At 35.3% G+C, this 24,770-nt stretch carries 19 protein-coding genes; 11 read left to right on the forward strand and 8 right to left on the reverse strand.

Annotated features, from left to right (window positions below; translation table 11 throughout):
* Complete coding sequence (gene gltB, locus Q0829_RS17840) at positions 1 to 4,500, reverse strand: glutamate synthase large subunit (protein WP_298545733.1); 4,500 nt, start codon at positions 4,498 to 4,500, stop codon at positions 1 to 3.
* A 437-nt stretch (positions 4,501 to 4,937) separates the two neighbouring features.
* Between gltB and Q0829_RS17845 the strand changes: the two genes are divergently transcribed.
* Together Q0829_RS17845 and amt are read left to right on the forward strand one after the other, a co-directional pair.
* A complete protein-coding gene (locus Q0829_RS17845; RefSeq protein ID WP_298545735.1) occupies positions 4,938 to 5,276 on the forward strand; it encodes a P-II family nitrogen regulator in 339 nt (112 codons plus the stop codon).
* A 61-nt stretch (positions 5,277 to 5,337) separates the two neighbouring features.
* The gene (gene amt, locus Q0829_RS17850) at positions 5,338 to 6,591 is read left to right on the forward strand and encodes an ammonium transporter (protein ID WP_298545736.1); all 1,254 of its coding nucleotides are present in this window, start codon (positions 5,338 to 5,340) and stop codon (positions 6,589 to 6,591) included.
* Positions 6,592 to 6,655: 64 nt separating this feature from the next.
* On the opposite strand, the gene Q0829_RS17855 is transcribed toward amt, so the two are convergent.
* Positions 6,656 to 6,994 (reverse strand): DUF4870 domain-containing protein, encoded by a 339-nt coding sequence (locus tag Q0829_RS17855; protein ID WP_298545737.1) that lies wholly within the window; start codon positions 6,992 to 6,994, stop codon positions 6,656 to 6,658.
* Between the two features lie 180 nt (positions 6,995 to 7,174).
* Positions 7,175 to 9,601: a T9SS type A sorting domain-containing protein gene (locus tag Q0829_RS17860; RefSeq protein ID WP_298545739.1), complete on the reverse strand. Its 2,427-nt coding sequence runs from the start codon at positions 9,599 to 9,601 to the stop codon at positions 7,175 to 7,177.
* A gap of 264 nt (positions 9,602 to 9,865) precedes the next feature.
* On the opposite strand from Q0829_RS17860, the gene mnmE reads away from it, so the two are divergent.
* The 4 genes from mnmE to Q0829_RS17880 all read left to right on the forward strand — a co-directional run bounded on the left by mnmE (position 9,866) and on the right by Q0829_RS17880 (position 13,531).
* Positions 9,866 to 11,257: a tRNA uridine-5-carboxymethylaminomethyl(34) synthesis GTPase MnmE gene (gene mnmE / locus Q0829_RS17865; RefSeq protein WP_298545741.1), complete on the forward strand. Its 1,392-nt coding sequence runs from the start codon at positions 9,866 to 9,868 to the stop codon at positions 11,255 to 11,257.
* 143 nt (positions 11,258 to 11,400) lie between these two features.
* Positions 11,401 to 12,099 carry a type VI secretion system tube protein TssD gene (gene tssD / locus Q0829_RS17870; protein WP_298545743.1) on the forward strand — a complete coding sequence of 233 codons (699 nt, stop codon included), beginning with the start codon at positions 11,401 to 11,403 and terminating at the stop codon, positions 12,097 to 12,099.
* Between the two features lie 6 nt (positions 12,100 to 12,105).
* On the forward strand, positions 12,106 to 13,245 hold the full coding sequence (locus Q0829_RS17875) for a hypothetical protein (protein ID WP_298545744.1): 1,140 nt from the start codon (positions 12,106 to 12,108) through the stop codon (positions 13,243 to 13,245).
* Between the two features lies 1 nt (position 13,246).
* Positions 13,247 to 13,531, forward strand: a complete 285-nt coding sequence (locus tag Q0829_RS17880; RefSeq protein ID WP_298545746.1) for a hypothetical protein — start codon at positions 13,247 to 13,249, stop codon at positions 13,529 to 13,531.
* Here the strand turns inward: Q0829_RS17880 and Q0829_RS17885 are convergent.
* Entirely contained in the window at positions 13,528 to 14,088 is a 561-nt protein-coding gene (locus Q0829_RS17885; RefSeq protein WP_298545748.1) for a hypothetical protein, read from the reverse strand. The two genes, Q0829_RS17880 and Q0829_RS17885, sit on opposite strands and share 4 nt — an antisense overlap.
* A gap of 577 nt (positions 14,089 to 14,665) precedes the next feature.
* Between Q0829_RS17885 and Q0829_RS17890 the strand changes: the two genes are divergently transcribed.
* From Q0829_RS17890 to Q0829_RS17905, 4 genes are all read left to right on the forward strand, one after another.
* Positions 14,666 to 15,661 carry a rhodanese-like domain-containing protein gene (locus tag Q0829_RS17890; RefSeq protein WP_298545751.1) on the forward strand — a complete coding sequence of 332 codons (996 nt, stop codon included), beginning with the start codon at positions 14,666 to 14,668 and terminating at the stop codon, positions 15,659 to 15,661.
* Positions 15,662 to 15,666: 5 nt separating this feature from the next.
* Positions 15,667 to 16,557, forward strand: coding sequence for an AraC family transcriptional regulator (locus Q0829_RS17895; RefSeq protein WP_298545753.1), 891 nt, complete (start codon positions 15,667 to 15,669; stop codon positions 16,555 to 16,557).
* A gap of 146 nt (positions 16,558 to 16,703) precedes the next feature.
* Positions 16,704 to 17,312 carry a class I SAM-dependent methyltransferase gene (locus Q0829_RS17900; protein WP_298545754.1) on the forward strand — a complete coding sequence of 203 codons (609 nt, stop codon included), beginning with the start codon at positions 16,704 to 16,706 and terminating at the stop codon, positions 17,310 to 17,312.
* A gap of 1 nt (position 17,313) precedes the next feature.
* Positions 17,314 to 17,769, forward strand: a complete 456-nt coding sequence (locus tag Q0829_RS17905) for a hypothetical protein (RefSeq protein WP_298545755.1) — start codon at positions 17,314 to 17,316, stop codon at positions 17,767 to 17,769.
* Between the two features lie 68 nt (positions 17,770 to 17,837).
* Here the strand turns inward: Q0829_RS17905 and Q0829_RS17910 are convergent, their stop codons facing one another.
* From Q0829_RS17910 to Q0829_RS17925, 4 genes are all read right to left on the reverse strand, one after another.
* A complete protein-coding gene (locus Q0829_RS17910; RefSeq protein WP_298545756.1) occupies positions 17,838 to 18,128 on the reverse strand; it encodes a hypothetical protein in 291 nt (96 codons plus the stop codon).
* Between the two features lie 97 nt (positions 18,129 to 18,225).
* Positions 18,226 to 19,560, reverse strand: coding sequence for a TolC family protein (locus Q0829_RS17915; protein ID WP_298545757.1), 1,335 nt, complete (start codon positions 19,558 to 19,560; stop codon positions 18,226 to 18,228).
* 3 nt (positions 19,561 to 19,563) lie between these two features.
* Positions 19,564 to 22,704, reverse strand: coding sequence for an efflux RND transporter permease subunit (locus tag Q0829_RS17920; protein ID WP_298545758.1), 3,141 nt, complete (start codon positions 22,702 to 22,704; stop codon positions 19,564 to 19,566).
* Position 22,705: 1 nt separating this feature from the next.
* On the reverse strand, positions 22,706 to 23,830 hold the full coding sequence (locus tag Q0829_RS17925; RefSeq protein ID WP_298545760.1) for an HlyD family efflux transporter periplasmic adaptor subunit: 1,125 nt from the start codon (positions 23,828 to 23,830) through the stop codon (positions 22,706 to 22,708).
* A 183-nt stretch (positions 23,831 to 24,013) separates the two neighbouring features.
* Between Q0829_RS17925 and Q0829_RS17930 the strand changes: the two genes are divergently transcribed.
* Entirely contained in the window at positions 24,014 to 24,766 is a 753-nt protein-coding gene (locus Q0829_RS17930) for an SDR family oxidoreductase (protein ID WP_298545761.1), read from the forward strand.
* Positions 24,767 to 24,770 lie beyond the last annotated feature (4 nt).

Consider the following 24,770-nt stretch of genomic DNA (forward strand, 5'->3'; position numbering starts at 1 on the left):
TTATGCTTGTGCTAATTTTTCTTCTTCTAATCTTTTTAAAGCCTGCTTATACTCTTCTGGGAATATCTTAATGAATTTTGGTAATTCATTTTCCCAATTCTCTAGAATTCTTTGTGCCAATGGACTTAAAGTTGCATTGTAATGTGATTCTATCAACTCTTTTAATTCAATCACATCTTCTGGTAGTTCTACCGGATCTAGATTTAATGCTTCTTTGTTACAGTGTGCTTCGAATGTCTTTTTATCATCATATATGTACGCAATACCTCCAGACATACCTGCTCCAAAGTTTCTTCCCACTTCTCCAAGAATCACTGCAACTCCACCGGTCATATATTCACATCCATGGTCTCCGATACCTTCTACAACTGCTTTAGCTCCAGAATTACGAACACAGAATCGTTCTCCCGCTTTACCATTAATATATACTTCTCCATCTGTTGCTCCATATAAAGTAACATTACCAGTAATCACATTATCTTCGGGCACTAAAGTAGCTTCATCAGGTACTTTGATAATTAGCTTAGCTCCAGACAATCCTTTACCTAGATAATCATTAGTATTACCATTAACTACCATTGTCAATCCTTTGGTTGCAAAAGCTCCAAAACTTTGCCCAGCTGCTCCTGTAAAATTTAACTTCAGTGTGCTATCGGGTAATCCTTGTGCTCCATATATTTTAGATATTTCATTACTAAGAATTGCTCCTACTGCTCTATCTGTATTAGTAATATCAAAATCTAGAGTAGTCTTCTCCTTTCTGAACAATGCCTGGTGTGCCTGCTCTATAATTTCGAAATCTATTGATTTTCCTAGACAGTGATCTTGTATTTCTGAATTATAAATCCCAACTCCTTCAGCTGCTTCTACCTGATGTAAAATTGGTGAAAGGTCTACTCCAGCAGTTTTATAATGTTCGATTGCTTGTTTACGATCTAACTTATGCACTTGACCTACCATTTCATTAATTGTTCTGAAACCAAGCTGTGCCATAATTTCTCTTAATTCCTGAGCAACGAAATACATATAGTTTACTACGTGTTCTGGTTTTCCTTTAAACTTCTTACGTAATTCTGGATTCTGAGTGGCAATACCCACTGGACATGTATTAAGATGACAAACACGCATCATCACACATCCAGACGCTACTAAAGGTGCTGTGGCAAAACCAAACTCTTCTGCTCCTAATAAACAAGCTACTGCGACATCACGACCTGTTTTTAATTGTCCATCACATTCTAAGACAATTCGGCTTCTAAGATTATTACCTACAAGTGTTTGCTGTGCTTCAGCAATTCCTAGCTCCCAAGGTAAACCTGCATGCTTTAATGAGGTTAATGGTGATGCTCCTGTTCCTCCATCAAAACCAGAAATCAATACAACATCCGCTTTGGCTTTGGCTACACCAGCAGCTACTGTACCCACTCCTACTTCTGATACTAATTTTACATTAATTCTAGCGGATCGATTTGCAGATTTCAAATCATAAATCAACTGAGATAAATCTTCAATAGAATAGATATCGTGATGCGGTGGTGGAGAAATTAATCCAACATATGGAGTAGAGTTACGAGTTTTGGCAATTTCAGGATTTACTTTTGGTCCTGGCAACTGGCCTCCTTCTCCTGGTTTAGCTCCCTGAGCCATTTTTATTTGGATTTCTGCTGCATTTGTCAAATAATTTGAAGAAACTCCAAATCTTCCGGAAGCTACTTGCTTAATTGCACTGTTCTTCCAATCTCCATTAACATCTTTATAAAAACGTAACGGATTTTCTCCTCCTTCTCCAGAATTACTCTTACCGCCAATTCGGTTCATTGCAACCGCTAGATTTTCGTGTGCTTCCTTGCTAATGGATCCATATGACATTGCTCCGGTTTTGAAACGTTTTACAATTTCTGTCCAAGGTTCCACCTCATCTAAAGGGATTGGATCATAGTTAGAAAATTCTAATAATCCACGAATAGTCATTAGACTTTTAGACTGTTCGTTGATTAAATTTGCATATTCTTTATAGGTTTTAGGATCGTTATCTCTAACAGATTTTTGAAGTTTAGCAACTGATAGTGGATTGAACTGATGTTTCTCTCCATTACGTCTCCATCTATACTGTCCTCCTATTTCTAAATCTAATGTAGCATCTACTTCTCTTTCTATATAAGCTCTTTTGTGTCGCTTAGCTATTTCTTTCTCTATTTCGTATAATCCTATTCCTTGAATACGTGTTGCCGTATTTGGGAAATATTTATCTACTACTTTAGTGTTTATACCAATACATTCGAAAAGTTGAGAACTACGGTATGAATTCAAAGTAGAGATTCCTATTTTGTTCATTACCTTCAGTACTCCTTTACCTACAGCTTTATTATAATTATTTACCGCTTCTAATGCTTCTAAATCGGTAATATTTTTATCTTCAATTTGCTCTTTTATAATTTCATTTACCATATATGGATTAATAGCACTAGCACCATATCCAAATAGCAATGCAAAATGATGTACTTCTCTTGGTTCTGCTGATTCAATGATTATACTCACCTGAGAGCGTTTTCCTAATTTCTGTAATCCACTATTTACAAAAGAACATGCTAATAATGCAGGAATTGGAGCTCTGTGTTTACTTATATTTCTATCCGAAAGTATTATGATATTACTTCCTTCATCAATCGCTTCTGAAACTTTATTTAGAGTATCTTCCAGCGCATCTTCTAATCCGTTAAGTCCTCTGTTGATATTATATAACATAGGGACAGAAGTTGCCTTAAAACCTTTATCTGTATATGTCTTAATTTTATCTAAATCTTCTTTTGAAATAACAGGGTTCTGTATTTTCAATTTATTACAGTGCTTCTCATTAATATTGAAAATATTATGATCTGATCCTAAAGTAAGACTTATATCTGTAATTAATTCCTCACGAATTCCGTCTAATGGAGGGTTTGTTACTTGCGCAAATAACTGTTTAAAATAGTTATATATTAATTGTGATCTTTCGGATAGTACTGCAATTGGTGTATCCGACCCCATGGATCCAATAGGTTCTTTTGCTAGTTGACTCATCGGAACAATAATCGTATCTATATCTTCCTGAGTATATCCAAATACTTCTTTACGTTTTCCAATAGTTTCTTCGCCCAAAAATAATGGACAGTCATTATAAGGAATATCCTTTAGATGCACTAAATTATCATCTATCCATTTTCTATACGGATGTTTGGCAGCTATTTCTTCTTTAATTTCTTCGTCATTAACAATTCTACCTTCGTCCATGTTTACAAGAAACATCTTTCCTGGTTCTAAACGACCGTGAAACTCTAGATTACTAGGTTCTATATCCACCACTCCAGTTTCAGAAGACATAATTACATATCCATCTTTTGTCACAGTGTATCTAGATGGTCTTAATCCATTTCTATCTAATACAGCTCCAATATAATTTCCATCTGTAAACGGAATTGATGCAGGACCATCCCAAGGTTCCATAGCACAAGAATTATATTCATAGAATGCTTTCTTGGCTTCAGACATTTCTGGATTCTTCTCCCAAGCTTCTGGTACCATCATCATCATTACTTCCGGCAAAGACCTACCTGTCATCAATAATAACTCTACCACCATATCCATAGATGCAGAATCTGATTTTCCCTTCAGAACGACCGGTAATACTTTTTTAATATCCTCACCAAACCAGTTGCTCTCTAATAATTCTTCTCTAGATCTCATTCTGGTCACATTACCTCTTAAGGTATTAATCTCTCCATTATGACACATATATCGGAAAGGCTGAGCCAGATCCCAAGTAGGAAACGTGTTGGTCGAAAAACGCTGATGCACTAAAGCCAATCTAGTCACTACTTTCGGATCCATAAGATCCGTGTAGTATAATTTAATGTCTTCAGGCATCAAAAGACCTTTAAATATTAAAGTTTTTGTAGATAAACTAGGTAGATAGAAAAACTTGTTTTCTGATAATTTAGAACTGTATATTTCGTGTTCTGTAGCTTTTCTTGCAGTGAATAATTTTAGATTAAAATCAAAATAGGTTTGTTCTTTAGTATTTTTACCTATAAATATTTGCTTAATAAAAGGTTCTGTCGTAGCAGCTATTTCACCTAAATGGACCGTATCTACAGGAACATCTCTCCATCCTAAAAGTACAAGTCCCTGATCGGCAATACTTTTTTCGAAAGTATCCATACAGTATTGTCTCTGGTTCTCCTTTTTAGGTAAGAACACATTACTTACAGCATATTCACCCGCTTCAGGTAAATCAAATGTACAATTCTCAACAAAGAAATCATGAGGTATATCTATTAATATTCCTGCTCCATCTCCAGTTTTTCCATCAGAACTTACTGCTCCACGATGTTCTAATTTTTCTAGAATCTCAAGCGCTTTATGAATAATATCATTTGACTTTTTCCCTTCTAAGCTACAGATGAATCCGGCACCACATGCGTCGTGTTCGAATTCTGGTAGATACATTCCTTGTTTCTTCATATTATTTCGGATCTAAAGTGTTTCAAGTTGTTGAAATTAACAAAACCTTAAGGAAGGAAAAAGAAAAACAGAGCTTTCAGGATTACTTTTCTTAGCTCTTTAAAAAAACGCAAGTTTCAATAAAATAATCACAAAATAACGACTTCTAATTACGAATTCAATAACGCAGTTTTTCTTAAAAAAACTCAAATAACATAAGGGATTACAGCAATTTTGTGTCTAAAAACATCAATGAAAACGTTTTCGTAAAAAAACCATAATGCATTACTGCGAAATCCTTATTTATTTCACCAAAAAATACATACCCCTAATTTTTTAGGGGGTAAATATTTCAAAATGACAAAAATATAGCAATTACCCTTCAAAATTTGGTGGCTAAAAAGTAATTCGCATATTTTTGACATAGATTTAACATTAATTTTAACTTTTTAGTCTTTATGAAGAAAATAGAAGCAATCATCAGGAGATCAAAATATCGTGTTGTAAAAGAAGCTTTACACGAAAAAGGCATTACATTCTTTTCTTATTGGGATGTTACTGGTGTAGGTAATGAAAAAAAGGGACACGTATATCGTGGAATTTCCTATAGTACAACAGATATTCAAAGACGTTTTTTATCAATTGTGGTAAATGACGATTTTGAAGAAGCTGCAATTTCTGCAATTCTGGAAGCTGGAAAAACTGGTGAAGTTGGAGACGGAAAAGTTTTTGTTTCTGATATTAAAGAGGCATACAGAATTCGTACTTCTGAAAAAGGTAGCTCTACACTATCTTAACCACCACTAACACAAATTACCAACTGAAAACAAAAAATAACTTTAAATAGTCAATTATACAATGGAAATGTTAACTATAAATAATGTATGGATGATGGTGTGTACAGCACTGGTATTTTTCATGCACTTAGGTTTCTCTTTTTTAGAAATTGGATTAACTCGTCAAAAAAACACAATTAATATTCTTTTTAAAAACGTATTCATCATCTGCGTAGGTTTATTACTATACTGCTTAGTAGGATTCAATTTAATGTATCCTGGATTTGCTGAAGATGCTGCAGGATTTATTGGATTTGCAGGATTTGGATTAAGCTCTCCAGTAGTAGAAGGAGCTTTAGACTTAGCATATAATGAAGGATATACATATTGGACAGACTTCTTGTTCCAAGGAATGTTTGCTGCCACTGCTGCCACTATCGTTTCTGGAGCTGTTGCCGAAAGAATTAAACTAGGAGCTTTTATGATTTTCACAATCATCTATGTAGGTGTTGTATATCCAATTGTAGGTTCTTGGCAATGGGGTGGTGGATTTTTATCATCATTCCAAATTGGTGAAGCGGAAGGGTTTTATGACTTTGCTGGTTCTACTTTAGTACATTCTGTAGGAGGATGGGCTGCATTAGTAGCAGTATGGTTACTAGGATCTAGAATAGGAAAATTCAGTTCTGATGGTAAGCCTCAGGCAATACCTGGTCATAATATACCATTAGCTGCTGCAGGTGTATTAATTCTTTGGTTAGGATGGTTTGGATTTAATGGTGGTTCTGTACTTTCTGCCGATGCTGCTGGTACTTCTCTTACTTTAGTAACAACATCTCTTGCTGCTGCTGCTGGTGGAGTTGTTGCCTTTTTAGTATCTACACTAATGTACAAAAATTACGATTTAACTATGTTCTTAAACGGAATTCTTGGAGGGTTAGTTGGTATTACTGCTGGAGCAGATCAAATGACTCCTACTGATGCTGTATTAATTGGAGCAATTGCTGGTGCGATTATCGTATTTGGTGTAGCATTAATAGACAAATTGAAACTTGATGATCCTGTAGGAGCAATTGCAGTGCACTTAATCTGTGGTATTTGGGGAACACTTGCCGTAGGAATCTTTGGAGCTAAAGCTGGTTTTGATCAATTCTTAGTACAAGGAGTTGGTGTTTTAGCTGCTGGTGGATTCTGCGTATTAACATCTTTTATTATCATATTCGCATTAAAGAAAACTATTGGAATCAGAGTTTCTGAAAAAGAAGAAATTGATGGTCTGGATGGTCACGAACATGGAATGGACGCATATCCTGATTTTAGAATTAACCAACACTAGATTTAATTCAACTTATACATATATCAAGAGGGAAGATTTACAATCTTCCCTCTTTTTTTGTTGATTATTTTATGATCTCTATAGATAAAGGATAGAATGGTTCTTCTCCATTACTTGCCTTTATAGCATTAATTATTGGGAATACTAAGCATAAAATACCTATTACAATTAATCCTAAAACACCTAATCCAAATAATAATATTAATGGTACACAAACTACTGCATAGATAAACATACTAATCTGAAAATTCATAATTGATTTTCCGTGATTATCCATTGCCAACACTTGTTCTCTTTGTGTTAACCACAGTATTAATGGCACTATGAATCCTCCAAATCCAGTTACTAGATCTAACAACTGGGATAAATGGGTAATAACGAGTAATGATCTGTCTTGTCTCATGATTTCTTTAGTTTTGATTGATGATGATTAAAATTGCTAATAAAATTAGCATTCTTTACCTATATGACGAAATAATTAGTAAAATGTTACATTCAAAAAAGAAAATCTATAAAAAAAAGCATCTCCAAAATGAGATGCTTTTAACGTAACTAAATTTAAGTTCTATTGTTTATATTTTGGTTAGTTGATGATTAGTTTCTTGGCCGTAGACTCACCATCACTTTCTATTCGGACTATATAAATACCACGACCTAGTGATAAATTCTGAGCAGAAATAGTATTGAGACCTGATTGTAATTCTATTTGAGCTTGTTTCTGACCTAAGATAGAAAATATGGTAGCATTAGCCTTTTTTACATAAGAGCTAAGACGAATAGAAAAATTATTAGTAGCTGGGTTTGGAGCTATACTAACATCAGAAAAGATACCTTCTGGCTCATCTCCTAATATTGCTTCAGCTGATTCCAAGTTAGCCATTAAACTTTCTGCGGTTGCTGATTGCCCACAAGAACCTTCATAAATCTTCACATTAGAAAAAACCGAGGTGTTTCCACTTCCCGCATCATTGTCATTTATAAAAACTAATCGATCCATTGCTCCCGTATAAAAGTTTCCTACTGGAATTATATACGTTTTTGTTCCACTACCGTAATCATCAAAATTAGTAACTCCATAATTCTGGGTTCCGTGCACTTTAAAATACCTGTTGGCAGTTAAGGTATTATCATCTTCAAAACCAACTCCATGGATTTCTCCCTGAGAAGAACTACTAAAATCGAATTCAATTACAGTATTAGCTGTTACTGTATAACTTAGAGCAATATATTTCCAGGTGTTATTAGTCATGGATATAGAAGAACCTCCATTACCTATAGAGAAGTTTCCAGCAGCATCCTGGTTAGAGAACCCGTTGATATTGAAATCATTAAAATTTAATGTATCACACGTAGGAGGAGGTGGCGTTGTTCCGTCTGTAATGCTTAGGTCATCAATTGTAATATCTCCTTGCCAGCTACTACCAGTTACGACATTTAATCTTAGTTGCACACTTGCATTCCCTGCATATGCAGAAAGATCAATACTTGCCGTATTCCAATCTGTACCTTGAGCTCCTGACCTACTAAATACACTAGTCCAATTACCAGTATTGTTGGTTCTTGCTTCAATATTTAATGCCCCAACAGCATTACCTATCATATGATATTGAAAATTAAGCGTTGGAGAAGTTAAACTACTAAAATTCAAACACGCAGAATTTAGAATTGCTTGCTTATTTGGATATCCAGTACCATTTCCTGATGCCTCTACATAGATATACGAATTACCATCAATTGCTCCACTTGGTCCTGTTCCATTAGAAGGGGTACCTCCAGAGTTCACAGTCCAGTTAATATCATCACTTGTTGACTGAGACCAAGCTCCAATAGATCCTTCAAAGCTTTCACTATAAGGAAAAGATGAAACATCCCCTGTACATTCTTCTACCGGTGGCGGTGGTGGTGTTCCTAATCCCATTGCATTCCAGAAAGCAGGTATGGTAGCTCTTTCACCGGAGTTAGATCCTCCTGATCCGGAACAACCTCCATATGCATGAACACCAACAGCGTTACCTGTAGCAGTATCAATAATTGGGCTACCAGAATTTCCTCCCGTAGTATCTGCTCTATACCGTACAAAAGTATTAGTCGAAGAACTTAGTGGTCCTGTATGAATCTGCTGTGTTTGGTTATCAATCCCTGTGTCAGTTCCGAAACCGGTAATTGTAATATTCGATCCTGGTGCGTCTTGTACTACATTATATGATGCGCCTTGTCCTTGAATTGGTGTTAAACCCGTTTGAGAATTAGCAAAACCATCAAAAACCGCCCAGTCATTAGCTTGGCTTGGACTATTTGGATATGGTGACACAAAATTTCCTATTGGATACTGATCCTCTGGTCCAGGATGAACTATAGTTCTATCAGGGTTTGATTTAGGTACATTAAATTCGATTATCTCCGCTCTACTACCTACACAATGACCGGCAGTAACTAGTTTACCATTAGTAATGATCCAACCCGTACACCCAATAGGAACTATTCTACCAATAGCATCATCAGCAGAATCTACTCTATCATCATTAGATCCACATTGAGATTTGATAGTAGGATCGAGCTCTCCTACACTTAATTCTGAAATATTAATCCCAACTGATGAATCATTTGAAGCTACTGATAAGGTAACCGTAACTGCATCACCATTAAAATAAGCACTGGAATTGTTCCAATCCTTTATAGTTTGAGCTGTTAAAGTTTGTGTCGCTCCATCTAATTTTGAAGTAATCGTAATCGTACTATTATTCCCTAAGTTTACATCCTTAAAAAATAGACGTAACCAAGTAGCTCCTGTTTCTGAAACTTCTTCAGTAATTACTTCTGTACCGCTTTTATTGATGGATCCTTCAGATGTTAGCGTTAAATCATAAGGAGTTTCGTGTCTTGCTAAACTCTGTGTCTGAGCATAATTGACAAAGGGAATTAGCATAAATACTGCGCAGACGGCAGCAATAATTTCGTGTTTTAATAGTAGTTTCCTATTATTAAATGAGTTTGTGCTGTGAAAATTCATAAAAATAAAAGTTTTAGTATATAGAAATTAAATTTAGTTACTAAATCAACTGTTAAGGTTAGTTACGTCTTAAACAGATATTCCATAAGAAAAAAACTCAGCTATTGCTAAAAAGATCTCTATACTATTTTCTTTTATTCTTTTTTGATTTTCTACCCACGGATAAAAGTAAGGAAGAAAAAACGGTCTACAAAAAAAGTTTGAAGTCTAAATTGAAAATCAAAACTTATATTATGTCTATTTTTGTACTTTCATGAGTAAAATATGATTCCACAAGATACTATAGTTGCTTTGGCTACTCCTGCTGGAGCAGGAGCTATTGCTATAATACGAATTTCTGGAAACGATGCAATTGGCACATGTGCTCCTTTGTTTCGTTCTATTAGAGGTAAAGATCTTAGTAAACAAAAGAGCCATACCATACATTTAGGTCATATATTGGATGGTGAACGCGTCTTAGATGAAGTATTAGTATCAATTTTTAAAGGAACAAATTCATATACCGGTGAACCTACGGTAGAGATCTCTTGTCACGGATCTAGTTATATACAACAAGAAATCATTCAATTATTACTTCGTAAAGGGTGTAGAGCAGCTAATGCAGGTGAGTTTACACTACGTGCTTTTATCAATGGAAAACTAGATTTATCTCAAGCAGAAGCTGTTGCGGATCTAATAGCTTCAGATTCTGAAGCTTCTCATCAGATTGCCCTGCAACAAATGCGTGGTGGTTTTAGTAATGAAATTAAAAAACTACGTGATGAACTTCTAAATTTTGCATCTCTTATCGAATTAGAACTAGATTTTGCAGAGGAAGATGTAGAGTTTGCCAACAGAACTCAGTTTCAGGATTTAATATCAAGAATTACAAAGGTTTTAAAAAGGTTAATAGACTCTTTTGCAGTAGGTAATGTAATAAAAAATGGTATTCCAGTTGCTATTGTAGGAGAACCTAACGTCGGTAAATCTACTTTGCTTAATGCTTTACTAAATGAGGAACGCGCTATTGTTTCAGACATTGCAGGAACTACCCGTGATACGATTGAAGATGAAATCAATATTGGAGGTATCGGTTTTCGATTTATTGATACCGCAGGCATCAGAGATACTAAAGATGTGGTAGAAAGCATTGGGATCAAAAAGACTTTCGAAAAGATTGAACAGGCACAAGTAGTTATTTATCTGGTAGATAGTTCAGAGTTAACCGTTGATAGTCTAAAACAATTAAAAACTGAAATTGGTAAGATTAAGAATAAATATCCTCAGAAACCCCTAATCGTTGTTGCTAATAAAGTTGATAAACTTAATGACGGTCAAATTTCAACCCTACAATCTGAAATCGAGAATATTCATTTATTATCAGCCAAACAAAATATTGGTGTGGAGGAATTGCAAAACAAACTTCTTGAATTTGTCAATACCGGAGCCTTACGTAATGATGAAACCATAGTGACTAACTCTCGCCATTATGACGCATTGTTAAAGGCACTAGAAGAAATCCAAAAAGTACAGTACGGCATTGATAATGGGTTATCCGGAGATCTAATGGCTATTGATATTCGTCAGGCATTATACCACTTTGGTGAAATCACAGGTGAGATTACTTCTGATGATTTGCTTGGTAATATTTTTGCTAATTTCTGTATTGGGAAGTAGTTTTAATTATAAATGAGATTGAAAGATTATTTATGGTTTAACTAAAAAACCATAAGTCTTTGACTTGTATCAATCGGTCAAAAATAAAACAGGGAAATTATCATTTTTTAATCTATTTTTGACAAATCAATTTTGACCTAACTATGAGCATCCAAGCTAAACTATTTTTAGATGAAAAGGAGTTTATTGTAGAGCAACACTATTTTAGTTTCTTTCAAAATGCAGATCAGACAGGAAGACCTACCAGTAAACCTATGAATCGAACTTTTGATTTTGCAATACATGGTAGTAACGACATTACTTTTTTTGAGTGGTCTATCGATTCGCAAATGATGAAAAATTGTAAAATCACAGTTTCTTCACGGTTTGGAACGAGTAAAAGCAACACTATAGAATTATTGGACACCTACTGTTTATATTATAAGTTACATTATCAGCACGATAGCTCTAGCCCTATGATGATATATTTCAGTTTATCTCCTGCGACAATTCTATTCAATGGACAAGAAATGTTATCACACTGGTGGCGCAAAACTGATCCAACATTATTAGGACAACCTGTTATAGAAAGAGAAAGTGAAGATACTGAACCAAAAGTAATAGACTATTATATTACTGATTTAGAAGGAAACAAAAAAACTGAATATGAAGTTGGTGACGAAATTTATGTTGTCGTAAAGACCAAAAACATGACAGGCAAAGAGCTTACTCTTAATTTAGTAGATAAGACAAAGGATTTCAAATATGAAGATGAAATACTTCCGAATGATCGTTTGGAAGATTATCAAATTACAAGTAATACAGAAAAAATTAAACTAGAAGTAATACCTCAACAAAATTAGAGTTAAATGGGTAAAAATACTTTTGAACTAATCATAGATGGAAATGTAGAAGCAACTACATCCATAGAAATAGCAGATTGTTGTTGTGAAAAATCAAAGCCAGCAAAAAGTTTTGATCAATTAGTTGCACTTGTAAAACACAGCGAAGATAATCTTATCATAAAAGGTTATGATGATATGGGTGATAGGATTAGTATTATTAGAGGTATTTATTATGGAACTGAATGGAGTTTAGATTATTCAAAAGAGAAAAGTAAAGCGCGTAATTTTGCCTTTAACGAGTATACGAATAGTAATGTAGAAGCAGATGCTAGAGAAGCTCTTAAATGCTCCGAAAATTGCAAAGCAGACTTATTCAATTCATTGTTTAACAGCTTCGAGATTTTTGATTCACGATACAAAGCTGTAGATTTTGGACATTTGATTATAGGTATGGATTCCAGAAGAAGTTGGCGTGCTAAAAGTATCGGTATTCCAACACAAGGAGGCACTGGCTTAGAGCTTAATACTTGGGTAGGTGATCTTGGTGGAGGAGTTGGAAAACTATCCTTAGATCGTGTTAGAAACCCTAAGAAGAGAGCAAAATCTCTTTTCCCTATATCGGGTAGTAGTTACGGTGCAATGGTTAATTTAGAGGGGGACATAGCTTCTTATGTTTGTGGAATGGATAGCAATAACGAATCTAAAATTGATGATCCTACGGACAATTTCGAAACCATACACGAAGCTCTGCAAGACTACTTTGATACCAAATGGGATAAACGAGCCGTTTTCTTTTTAAAAATGTTAGATGGAGAACTCGAAGGAAATGAGCTAAAAAATAAAGACGAAGTAGTAGAATATTGTGCAGAAGCATTGAGCGATTTCTCATATTGGTATTTAGGCATAAGAATGAAAGAAAAAGGTTTGGGTGAAATAGAAGAATTTACAGCAGCTTCCGGTAACTTTGAACCTGTATCAAAAGAAGTCGCAACCATTTTTATTGATGGATTGCTTCACGTAGTTGAAAAACCACAAAATATGATTACAGCTAGAACCAACCCCAACCCTACTCCAAGAGAAGAAACTACGGTTGATAAGGCAAGTGAGCTTTTAGAAAAACTAAAAGACAAATTCAAGAAAATGGACTTAAACCCTTTTGATTAATATGAAAAAGTTTTGGATTTATAGTATATTGATTTCAGTAGCTTTGGCTATTATATTTTCTGTTTTTCTATTTGTAGGTATCTCTACAGATAATCCTGCTTATCTTTCAGTGTCAAAAATGATTATTAATATTACCGTTGTTCAATTTATTGGCAGTACCATATTTGCTCTAGTTAAATTTAAAGCCCAGACTTATAAAACTATTTTCTTCCTTCTAGGTGTTTTTATAATTCTATGTTATCAGATATTCCTATACTTTGGAGCATTATCGGGTTTGCTAGGCTAGTTTAATTGAATCGATACCCTATCGATTCCTAAATAATCTGAAATCGTCGGATCGATGTAAATCCTTTCATCCGTTTTAGAGTTTTCTATAATAACGAAATCGTGATCTTTAAAGAATGGAGAATCCAAATATTTGTGTATATCTATACCCAAAAAGTACAACTTCCCTTTAAACGCTTTTGCTTTCCATTCATTAGACAATCTTGACTTTTCTAGCAGATAATTACAAGTTGACACATAAAAATGAGCATACCCCACACAATGCGTTTTTGATGAATTAACCAGCTTGTTAGGGTCTATATCACATTTGGATGAGGTAAACTTCAATTTTTCATTAGTAAGATTATTAGACCTATGTATAATTGATGTAATATCTAAACGGTCATTATTCGCAATAGAATTATTTATGTAGCTTATCAATTCTGAGCTATGAATAGGATATTCTTTCCTTTCTCCTACTGCTTCATATTTTATAAAAAACCGATATAAATAACCTCTGAAAATAAAAAGAAGAGCAATCAACGAAATAAGAAGGTATCTTTTTTTAACAACTTTCATACACTCTAAAGATAGTAAGCTTAATAATTCTTTACTAATAATGTAGTATCCAAAAACGAGTTATCAAATTAGATGACTTATTAGAAAATATATTTACTATTTCCTTAATGGTAAATTATCTCAATAAAATACAAATTAATACTTTTCACGAATCACATTGTACCCTATTTGTACCTTAACAAACAAAAACCCTTTATTTAAAAGGAATAATACTTTCTGTATCGTGAAGTAATTACCGGTTTTATTTAATTTTAATTACTCTTCAATAACTACAAATCTAGTAGTTAACAATAAATTCAAAAATTTCAATTTCTGTTCGTTATTTGATTATTTTGCTTTTATAAAATCTTATTTACACCTCAAAATCATTTTTCATATCTGAGAAAAAAGCTAAAAAGTAAAAAGACAAATCTTACATTTAATACTAAAAAATCATAAATATACTTCTGAGAAAAAGATTAAGAATTAAAATATTTACTAATGAAAATATTTCGGATATATTTTTTAATTCAAAATGTACCACGCAAACCGCATTTAGTCCATTCAACTTTTTCATAGTTATCATAATTTTGCATCTATGAATCTTAAAGCATCCTTTATCCTTATACTAACCACTGTTTTATTGGCTAGTTGTAACCAAGAGATTAAACCAACGGCACTCACAGTTAATGCATTTAAAGATAGCATTCAGTTAGCTAAGAACACGCTAATTATAGACGTTCGGACGCCTCAAGAAACTCTGGAAGGCTACTTGCCTTCTTCTCTCAATATAAATTTTAAAAATGAATCTTTTTTAGATTCTGCTTTCGCGAAAGCGGATAAAAACAAAAGCCTATTTCTCTATTGTGGTTCAGGGCGTAGAAGTAAACTTGCTGCTACAAGACTGGTAGAAAACGGTTATGAGAATGTCCACTATTTAAATGATTCAATTTCATCTTTAGTAAAAAATGGTATGCTGTTAACTACAAAGACAAAGGAAAAATGGGAAAAATGGTATAGTAATACCGAATATATCTATGGAAAAGAAGTGAACCAATTTTTTAAATCGGTTATTGATAGTATTCCCCCAGAAGGTGGTGCCGCATTATTTCCTGCCGAAGGTGAAGGCCGTAATGCGGTTTACACCACCCGACTTGGCTGGAAGGTTGACGCTTTTGATTTAAGTACTGAAGGTAAACGCAAAGCGGAACTTTTAGCTGAAGAAGCTGAAGTAGCTTTGAATTATAAAATCGCAGATTACGGAAAGCCTGAGCTGGTTAATACGACTTATAACGTGATAGCACTGATTTATTCTCACGTTCCTAACGATGTGCGAGTGAAAGGCAATGAAGCATTGGTTGCTTCGCTTAAGCCTGGTGGTTTTGTGGTTCTTGAGATGTTTTCTGAATGTCACAAGAACAGTGGAAGTACCTTTGGACCAAAAAGTGATGATTTTTTAGTTAGCATAGAAGAGTTAAGAAGTGAATTCAAAAATTTGAGTATATTATTAATTGAGGAAAAAGAAATAGAGTTAAGTGAAGGATACCATCAAGGAAAAGGTGTAGTTGTACGAATGATAGCTCAAAAAAAATAGAAAAGATGGATGAAATTGTACCAATACGCACCTTAAATGAGTGTTTTGACCAAAGTGAACATTTCAATTTTGGCATTAAGGATATGGCCCCAAAAACAGAAGGTAAAAAACATACCCGTGAACCTCACCGCCACGATTTTTATTATGTTCTCTTTATTCATAGAGGAAGTGGATTTCATACCATAGACTTTAAAAGTTACCAAATAGCCGATTACAGTGTCTATTTTGTTTCACCAGGACAAGTACACGCCTTACAATTGGATGAAAATACAGAAGGTTTTGCTATTTTCTTTAAGCCCGAATTTTATTTAATGAATAGCAATCCAAAAAAATTATTGGATTTTCCGTTCTTCCACACTTTAAGTAACGAACCTGCCCTATTTTTAGATGAAAACAAATTTAGTGTCATTCAGCATACCATAAGAGATATTTTTGATGAGTACACTAATTTTAAAATTGGCAGAGACCACGTCATCAGGGCATATATTGATGTGCTTCTTGTAAAGCTTTCAAGATATTACCAAAGGGAAGAATTGGCAGGTGAACCTTTGAGAACTACCTATTTGTTACGTGAGCTAGAAAACCTCATTGACCACAATTACATATCAATTAGAAGTGCTACAGAATATGCGGAAATGATGAATATATCATCAAAGCATTTAAGCGACATTACTCGCAAAGCACTTAATAAGACTATTACAAATCTAATACACGAACGTATTATTATTGAAGCAAAAAGATTGCTTCTTTATACTGACTATACAGTTTCTCAAGTTGCATACGAACTAGAATATTTGGACAAGTCTTACTTTCTACGCTTCTTTAAGAAGAACGTTGGACTTACACCAGAAACATATAGACAACAACATTTACAAAACGTTACCGCAAAGGCTTAATCTAAATTTTCAATTAGATTATTAATTGATTAGTAGCAAATGGCTGTCAAGAAATTGGCAGCCATTTTTTTGTCCACCATAACCACTTTTTTGTGAACCAAATTCAGTTTTCAATTAGGGAACTTTATCCTATAAAAGTAACACCTATGAAAACAAATAAAGAGAGTTGGGATTCTCGCTATACTAATGAAAAGTACATTTTTGGCCTTGAGCCAGATGTATACTTACAAGAAAAAGAAAACCTAATTAAGTCTGGTCAAAAGGTATTGGCTATAGGCGGTGGCGAAGGTAAAAATGAAATCTATTTGGCGAAAAAAGGTGCTGAAGTAATGAATGTAGATATTTCTGCAGTAGGTCTTCAAAAGGCATTGAGTTTTGCCGATTTAAATAGTGTAGAGATTCAAACCGAGGAAGCCGATTTATTAAACTGGAATTGGCCAGATTCGGAATATGACATCGTTACTTGGTTCTTTGTTCATTTTGCCATTGAGGATAATCCATACATACTACAAAATATACTCAAGACACTTAAACCTGGTGGTATTTTAATTGGCAACGTTTTCTCTGACCATACTGGTGCAGATAGAAAAGGAAATAAGGTAATCACTAGATATGACGAAGACACTTTTAAAGTGATTGAACCTCAAACCATCGGTATGGAATTTAAAAGAGGACAACGCAGAAGAAAACCCGAACTAGAACCTGATGAAACATTCGGATTTACCATTTACAAGAAACTATTAAATCAAATATAAAATGAAAAGAATATCAATTTTAATCATTACATTTCTATCAACCACAACAATACTGCTCGCTCAAGACAATGATAGTCAAATTGCTGAAAAGGCATTCAATGGATGGCACAAAGGCGAAAACTCTGGAAACTATGATGTTGTAAAATCACTGATTACAGACGCCTTTGTAACCTTTGAGCATCCATTTACAGGAAGAGCAAAAGACCAGAAAGCCAAGGCAACTATTGAAGGAATGATAAGCCAGCGTGAAAAATCGCCTAATAACCTAAGCTTTTCTGAAGTAACTCATACGCCTGCAGGCAACGACCATTATTTTCATTTTCGTTCTACTGGCGAGGTGATGGGAAAATTTCAATATGATGGGTATAACATTATTATCATCACGGTTGAAAATGGCAAAATAACCGGGTTTAAAGAATACCTAGGACTTATAGACCCGGCTTGGTTTCAAGGGTAGTTGAGAGTTTATTAAGTCCTTCATTGAAAACAACCCCAATATAAAACATTGGGGTTGTTTTATTTTTTTCAAGATTCTACAGGATGTAAATTCTTTTTCAACCAATTTCTGCATTCATCGCTAAAGGTTTTACTCCAAGAGGTATTTGGCCCGTGAATTTGAGTTACAAGAATTCTATCATTAGAATCCAGAGTTTTAAGCAATCGCGTGTTTATTTGTGAGGCAGTAAGATTAGAATTTATTATCCAAACACTTTCTAAGCAATGCCAATGACCGCTTGCAATTTCTTTAATTTCTTCGAAGAGCGAATCATAATCGCCTCCGTCTATTAGGTCATAAGTAACTAGGTAAGATTTCATAAGTTAATGGTTTTAAATAGGCTGAAAATATAGTTAAATCTCTTAAAAACTGATTGTGGATTACCGTAAAAGAATTAATTCTTATGCCCCATTGATTTTAAAGTTTACCAGTAAGCTGCAACAATCGTATTTCACTTATCCTTACGAGATATGAAAAATCAACGATTAAATTCTTTGCACGTATTAGGTTAAGGTTTGCCTCACGCAATGCCGTTGCATTAATTTGACCATTCTTATACTCACTTGATGCGCGCTCGTAGTTACGCTCTGCAGTGCCCACATTTTCCTTAGCAATGCGCAGCTGTTCCAGATTATTAAGGTATTCATTGTAACCGTTTGTAATTTCAGTTTCCAATTGAATCTTAGCATCCTCATATTGATAATCCTGCTTTTCTTTTTCAAGTTTAGTATTGGTGATTTGTCTTTTAACATTAGAGCCATTAAAAATGTTTTGGCGCAATGAAATTCCCACCAAAGGACCCGTTCGTTGAACGTTTAGCAACTGCCCAACTTCTGTATCTGATTCCAAATAACGGTAACTTGCAAAAACATTCAACTCTGGAAACCGAGAAGCTTTCGCTATTGATATATTCGATTCACTAATAGCAGTACTTGATTTCAGTAAATGTAGCCGCGTATTATTTTCCAAGCCTTCAGAAACAAGTGTCTCTATGTCAGGAAGCATTCCGATAATTTTTATTTGATTAGAAACTGTCATCGATTCATTGGGCTTTCTCGAAAGCAAAGCATTCAAATTGCGCTTACTGTTTTCATATTGAAGTTGGGATTGTTTTAGCGCAAGACTATCATTTTTTAAATCCACTTCGGCCTGCAAAATTTCCAGCCGATTGCTATTCCCAAACTCGAAAGCATTCTTTGCACGCTGATAGCGCTCGAGTGAAATGACAACCCCTTCTTGGGCTATCTCAGTTAAGTAAAACCGTCTGGCTATATCTAGATAGGATGTGGTAACATTAACGGTAAGTAATTCTACTTCAAGTTCTAGTTGTTTGTTACCGATGGTTTCTAAATACCCCAATTGGTCTAGAAGGTATCGACCTCTACCACCTCGTATAATAGGATAGGTCGCATCAACGCTTCCGAGGATGTTATACGATTGCACCCCATTTTCTGAAATATTTCGATTTCCCTGGCCGTCATTCGCAAAGTTTGCAATGGTCAAATCTAGATTGTCAAATGACAAATCGTAACCAGCATTAATGCCTACACTTGGCAAAAGACCTGCGTTACCCAGCGTATTGTTGTTCTTGGCTACTTCAACATCTGTCTTTATAGCCTTGATACCATAGTTGTTTTCAACAGCAATTGCAATGGCTTCATCTAGTTTTAATGTTTCAAGCGTTTGTGCTTTCATTAAAGCGGAAACCATAATGGCAGCAATGCCTAACATATATGTTTTTGCAGATATCATAAATTACTTGATTTGATGTTTGATACGTTTTATGGCAGGCTCTACGGCTCCTGCTGTTGTGGATTCACCTTCCCATAATCGATGCCATAGACGTTTTAAATGGTTGTTGGCAATAAGCAATGATGGCAATAATAAGAGCGTAATAAACATCCCGAATGCGAGACCGTAGGCGATAGAAATAGCCGTGGGTTTTAAAAATTGCGCACCAAAACTGCTAGATAATATTAAGGGCGTGAGACCTGCAATAGTCGTTACCGTAGTAAGTAATATGGCTCTAAATCTTGACTTGGCGGTTTGAAATACGGCCGCATTAAAAGAAGGTTGTCTTCCCATCTCTTGATTAAAGGTACTCACCATCACCAAAGAATTATTGATGAGAATACCTATGAGGGCTATGATTCCTTGAATAGAAAAGATGCTTAATGGAATACCGTGAATGATATGGCCAATAAAAACACCAATCAACATAAAAGGAAACAATAGAAATACAATTACAGTCTGTGATACCGACCTGAAACTGAGCATCACAATAGCGACCATTAGCAATAGGATAAGCGGCCCTACCTTACCAACGGAACCAATAGATTTCCCAGATTCTCGACTTTCGCCTTCAAAGGTGTGTGAAATACCGGCATACTTTTGTTCAATCTTGGCAAGAGCTTCTGTTTGTATCTCTGAAAGAATATCCGGTACAGCAGCATTTGGGTCGACAATATCAGCTTCTACCCGAATCTCTTTTTTTCCTTGTTGATGATAAATGGCCAGGGTTCCTGGTCGCTGGTCTAATTTGGCGACTTCGTACAGCGGTATCGTTCTATTGTTTGCCAATCGCAGCTGCATATTCTTAAATTTTTCAAGAGAAGAACGGTCTTCAATAGCATATCGAAGCCATATTTTTATTTCGTCATCACCACGTTGTATGTCTTGTACCTGAACTCCAAAAAAGCCATTACGTACCTGTCGCATCACTTCAGAAAGCGTTAACCCAAGATTGTACGCATTTGGTTTTAAGGTCACATACAATTCTTTGATGCCCACTTTATCGGTGTCTATTACATCCCTAATATCAATTCGTTGGCGCATTGCTTCCTTCAACTCGTTTTTGGCCTTACGCAAGACTTCTAAATCATCTCCTAATAATGCAATAGATATGGGTTTCCCAAAGGTTTCTGCCGGTGGTCCGTATGCAAGATTGACCGCCTCGGGTATGCTACCCGCTTTATCCCTGAAATTCCCCGAAAGCACGATAGAATTGATACGTCGTTGCTCAACAGGCAACAATGTAATATTGAGGAATCCCTCGTTTGAATTTGGTCCAATAATACGTTCAACATTTAGTACAACGATGTCTGGTCTTTTTGCGAGGTAGTCTTCGTTTACTTTCCAAATAGAGGACTCTATATGCTGAAGTTTAGCTTCCGTGATATCTTCTGGTGTACCGGGTGGCAATGTTAATCTTGCCTGCACCACATCACGGTCTATATTGGGAAAAAATGTTCCCTTCAAGGTATTTGAAGCTTTCAAAAAAATAGCCGCTGCTAAAAAAACAATGGCAATACCGATAACTAATAAAAAGTTCTTCTGAGCAAATCGCAAAGCTGGTAAATAAGCTTTCTCCCGCATTTTTAAAAGCCCACGATTTGCGAATTTTTCAAGCTTCGTTTCTTTTGTGTTTTTATTCAAAGCTGCCGAATGTGCGATATGTACCGGAAGGAAAAAAAAGCTCTCAATCATTGCTACGGTCAGCGTTGCAATTACTACAATAGAAATGTTTGAAAAGAATTCACCCAGCTTCCCTTCAATAAAGAAATAAATAGAAAAGGCAACTGCAGTGGTAAGCAATGATGAGATGACAGCCGGTAAGACTTCGACTGTTCCATCAATCGCAGCGTTCAATCGTGATTTCCCTTTTTCAATGGCGTGTTGATAGATATTTTCACCAATCACGACCCCATCATCAACCAATATCCCCAAGACTATGATAGTTCCAAATAATGAAACTACGTTAATGGTTAGGTCTACAAATGAAGCAATGATGAGCATCCCAAATAAGGCCACAGGTATTTTAAAAGACACCCATAAGGCAAGACTTCGGTTCAGGAAAAGTGTCAATACAATGATTACTAAAATCACGCCCAAAATTCCGCTTTCTGAAAGGGTAACAATTCGCTCTCGTAACGTAACGGTATTGTCAAAGACAACCTTGCCTTTTACCTCCGTATTTGTTTTATTGAATGCGTCAATATACTGTGTTACAAAATCGGCATTCTCTATAATGTTCTCTTCATTTAAAGTGAAGATATCAAGAGCCACCGCAGGTTTTCCATTGAGGTATCTTTTGGTTGGCCGGTCAGCAAACCTATTCACTACATCTGCAATATCCTTTACATAGATTATCTGCCCATCTGTGGTTGCCCTGATAGGAATGTTTTGTAAATCATTGGCGTAATATCCTTTTTCATCTGCTCTTATGAGTATGTTTTCATTGGGTGTTTTTAGTTCACCCCCTGAGGTTTCAACATTGGCATTTCGTAAGGCAGCGGCAACATTATCAAAGCTTATATTAAATCTTCTAAGGTCATTTTCGCGTAAGCGGACTTCAATTTCTTCTTCAGGATACCCAGAAATTAAAACTTTGGAAAGTCCTTTTTTCTGTAAAAAGTCATCTCTAATTTCCTTAGCATAATCTTTTAAGGTTTCGACCGAAACATTTCCACTTAATGCAACTGTGGCAGTCGTATTAAGTATCTCTTCCTTCTGTATTACAGGAATTTCTGCTCGTTCAGGAAAAGTCGTAATGCTGTTAACCGCACTTTTTACATCTTCTAGCACGATGTCTTCATCCACATCTTCGTATATCTCGATTCTAATTTTTGCATTGTTCTCAATAGCCGTAGAAGTAACTCGGTCAATACCCGTAACTCCTTGAAGATTATCCTCTATTTTGTTGATAATGCCTTCTTCCATTTCGGCAGGTGAAGCACCACGATACAAAACATCTACGGTTATAAACTTTATTTTTTGTTCAGGAAAAAAAGTAGAACGCATTCTACCTAGAATAAGAAGTCCAATTAGAATGATAAATGCTATGGTGATGTTTACCACCATTGGATTTTTTAGAAAATATCGTAGCGTATTCTTCATCTTATTGGGCGTTGTTTTTTGATATTCCTTTAATACCCTGAATCGATGACGTCACAGCTTCCATTATAATTACCTGCCCATCCCGAAGCCCTGATAACACTGCCTTGTTATGATCTATAGCTTCTATGACTACTTTTTGCACACCTACGATGCTATCTTGAATAACAAATACTTCGTTGTTTCTAGTGATAAATTTTTTGTTAAGTTCAAAGGCATTTTCATAGCTAATTACAGGCACGCTACCATTTAGATACATCCCTGGATAATATTGGTTTCCGTTAATTTCAAAAATGGCCGTAGATTGTTGAGTCTCTGGATTAAGTGCCGGTACGATTCTCGTCAGGGAAGCTTCTATCGGTGCTGAACTATCATTTGATTGAAATGAAACCTTCTTTCCTTTTTTTAGATAGGATATGTCCGAAGGGTTGATACCTACCTGTAATTCTAAAACATCGGTTCTTATAAATGTCCCTATCAATGTTTGTGGGGAAACGATAGTACCTTGGTCTACATTTGAAGCAACTACAACACCTGAAAAAGGTGCATAAACTGTGAATTTTGATAGAAAATCTTCTTTGCTCTGAATGCTATAGAACTGCTCAGGGATGCCTCGTGCAGTAAAAAAGTTACGCTCTTGCGCACTTTTATATGCTGGTAAATTAGGTGCTGTCTTGTTTGGGTCAAATGCATTCAGATAGTTATACCACGCTTGAAAATTATCAGGATAATCTTGCTTAAGGTCGGACATTGCGTTCAGAAGCGAATTTGCAAAACGACTTCTTTGCGAGACCAACTCTAATTGTTGGGTACGGCTATTTATACGTATTAATGGCTGTCCTTTTTTAAATTGATGACCTTCTTTAAAGGTAGTTTTTGCAGGCAAAATTTTTCCACCTACTTCAGCATATACTTCAAAGCGTTCCTTTGGCAGTAATCTACCTGTAATAGGCACACTTTTTTCTATCGTACTATTTTTTACGGTGGCTGTTTCGAACGTACGAATTGATGTATTTACAGAAACGACTTTCGCTTCCTTTGGTTCTGAACCGCCCATTGTTTTCATCACAAAAATGACAGCTAATATGGCGATGGCACTACCCACTATAAGCCATTTTCTAGTATTCATAAGATTCAGCTTTTGAATTATTGATTGTCAAAATTATCTCAATCAAATAACTGAAATGGTGGACGATATACGGATTGTATGGTACAGGTAAAAAATAAAAAGTACACCTATATCCGTTTTTTGTGAACCACTTTTAAGGTTGGTCTTAGTGTAATTTGCATTGTAAATCCAAAAAAATAGACAATGGGAAAATTATCAAACAAGACTGCCTTTATTACAGGTGGTAATAGCGGGATTGGTCTTGCCACCGCAAAATTATTTGTAGAAGAAGGCGCTCAAGTCATCATTCAAGGAAGAAACGAAGAAAAGCTTAAGGAAGCGGTTTCTGAATTAGGCGGTAATACTACATACGTAGTTGCAGACTTGAGAAGAATTTCAGATATAAGAAATATCAAAGAAGAAATAAGCACACGTGTAGACCATCTTGATATTCTTTTCTTAAATGCCGGCGTAGCCTATTTCGCTCCAATAGACCGTATTGATGAAGAGTTCTTTGATAGTCAATTTGAAACAAATGTCAAAGGCGTATTCTTCACTATTCAAGAATTATTGCCACTAACCAATAATGGTAGTTCTATTATTTTGAATGGTTCGGTCAATTCATTTATGGCAAGACCTATGTCAAGTGTTTATGCGGCAACCAAGGCTGCAATAGCAAGTTTTGGAATTACAATGGCAGCTGAATTAGCACCAGATGACGTACGTGTAAACGTCGTACATCCTGGACCTACTCAAACACCTATTTTTTCAAAAATGGGAATGCCCGAAGAACAACTCAATCAAATGGCATCGAGTATCCAAAATGCAGTGCCAATGGGACGATTTGGCAATCCGAATGAAATAGCAAAAGCAGTGTTATTCTTCGCATCGGACGATTCAACATTTTCAACAGGTTCGACCATTATTGCCGATGGCGGAATGGGTACAATCAGATAATTAA

Source organism: uncultured Aquimarina sp., from assembly GCF_947492405.1.
In the GTDB taxonomy this organism is placed as follows: domain Bacteria; phylum Bacteroidota; class Bacteroidia; order Flavobacteriales; family Flavobacteriaceae; genus Aquimarina.

Bases quoted from the DNA above. Each gene is read 5' to 3' on its own strand.
- gltB (WP_298545733.1), bottom strand. From the start codon at position 4,500: ATGAAGAAACAAGGAATGTATCTACCAGAATTCGAACACGACGCATGT.
- Q0829_RS17845 (WP_298545735.1), top strand. From the start codon at position 4,938: ATGAAGAAAATAGAAGCAATCATCAGGAGATCAAAATATCGTGTTGTA.
- amt (WP_298545736.1), top strand. From the start codon at position 5,338: ATGGAAATGTTAACTATAAATAATGTATGGATGATGGTGTGTACAGCA.
- Q0829_RS17855 (WP_298545737.1), bottom strand. From the start codon at position 6,994: ATGAGACAAGACAGATCATTACTCGTTATTACCCATTTATCCCAGTTG.
- Q0829_RS17860 (WP_298545739.1), bottom strand. From the start codon at position 9,601: ATGAATTTTCACAGCACAAACTCATTTAATAATAGGAAACTACTATTA.
- mnmE (WP_298545741.1), top strand. From the start codon at position 9,866: ATGATTCCACAAGATACTATAGTTGCTTTGGCTACTCCTGCTGGAGCA.
- tssD (WP_298545743.1), top strand. From the start codon at position 11,401: ATGAGCATCCAAGCTAAACTATTTTTAGATGAAAAGGAGTTTATTGTA.
- Q0829_RS17875 (WP_298545744.1), top strand. From the start codon at position 12,106: ATGGGTAAAAATACTTTTGAACTAATCATAGATGGAAATGTAGAAGCA.
- Q0829_RS17880 (WP_298545746.1), top strand. From the start codon at position 13,247: ATGAAAAAGTTTTGGATTTATAGTATATTGATTTCAGTAGCTTTGGCT.
- Q0829_RS17885 (WP_298545748.1), bottom strand. From the start codon at position 14,088: ATGAAAGTTGTTAAAAAAAGATACCTTCTTATTTCGTTGATTGCTCTT.
- Q0829_RS17890 (WP_298545751.1), top strand. From the start codon at position 14,666: ATGAATCTTAAAGCATCCTTTATCCTTATACTAACCACTGTTTTATTG.
- Q0829_RS17895 (WP_298545753.1), top strand. From the start codon at position 15,667: ATGGATGAAATTGTACCAATACGCACCTTAAATGAGTGTTTTGACCAA.
- Q0829_RS17900 (WP_298545754.1), top strand. From the start codon at position 16,704: ATGAAAACAAATAAAGAGAGTTGGGATTCTCGCTATACTAATGAAAAG.
- Q0829_RS17905 (WP_298545755.1), top strand. From the start codon at position 17,314: ATGAAAAGAATATCAATTTTAATCATTACATTTCTATCAACCACAACA.
- Q0829_RS17910 (WP_298545756.1), bottom strand. From the start codon at position 18,128: ATGAAATCTTACCTAGTTACTTATGACCTAATAGACGGAGGCGATTAT.
- Q0829_RS17915 (WP_298545757.1), bottom strand. From the start codon at position 19,560: ATGATATCTGCAAAAACATATATGTTAGGCATTGCTGCCATTATGGTT.
- Q0829_RS17920 (WP_298545758.1), bottom strand. From the start codon at position 22,704: ATGAAGAATACGCTACGATATTTTCTAAAAAATCCAATGGTGGTAAAC.
- Q0829_RS17925 (WP_298545760.1), bottom strand. From the start codon at position 23,830: ATGAATACTAGAAAATGGCTTATAGTGGGTAGTGCCATCGCCATATTA.
- Q0829_RS17930 (WP_298545761.1), top strand. From the start codon at position 24,014: ATGGGAAAATTATCAAACAAGACTGCCTTTATTACAGGTGGTAATAGC.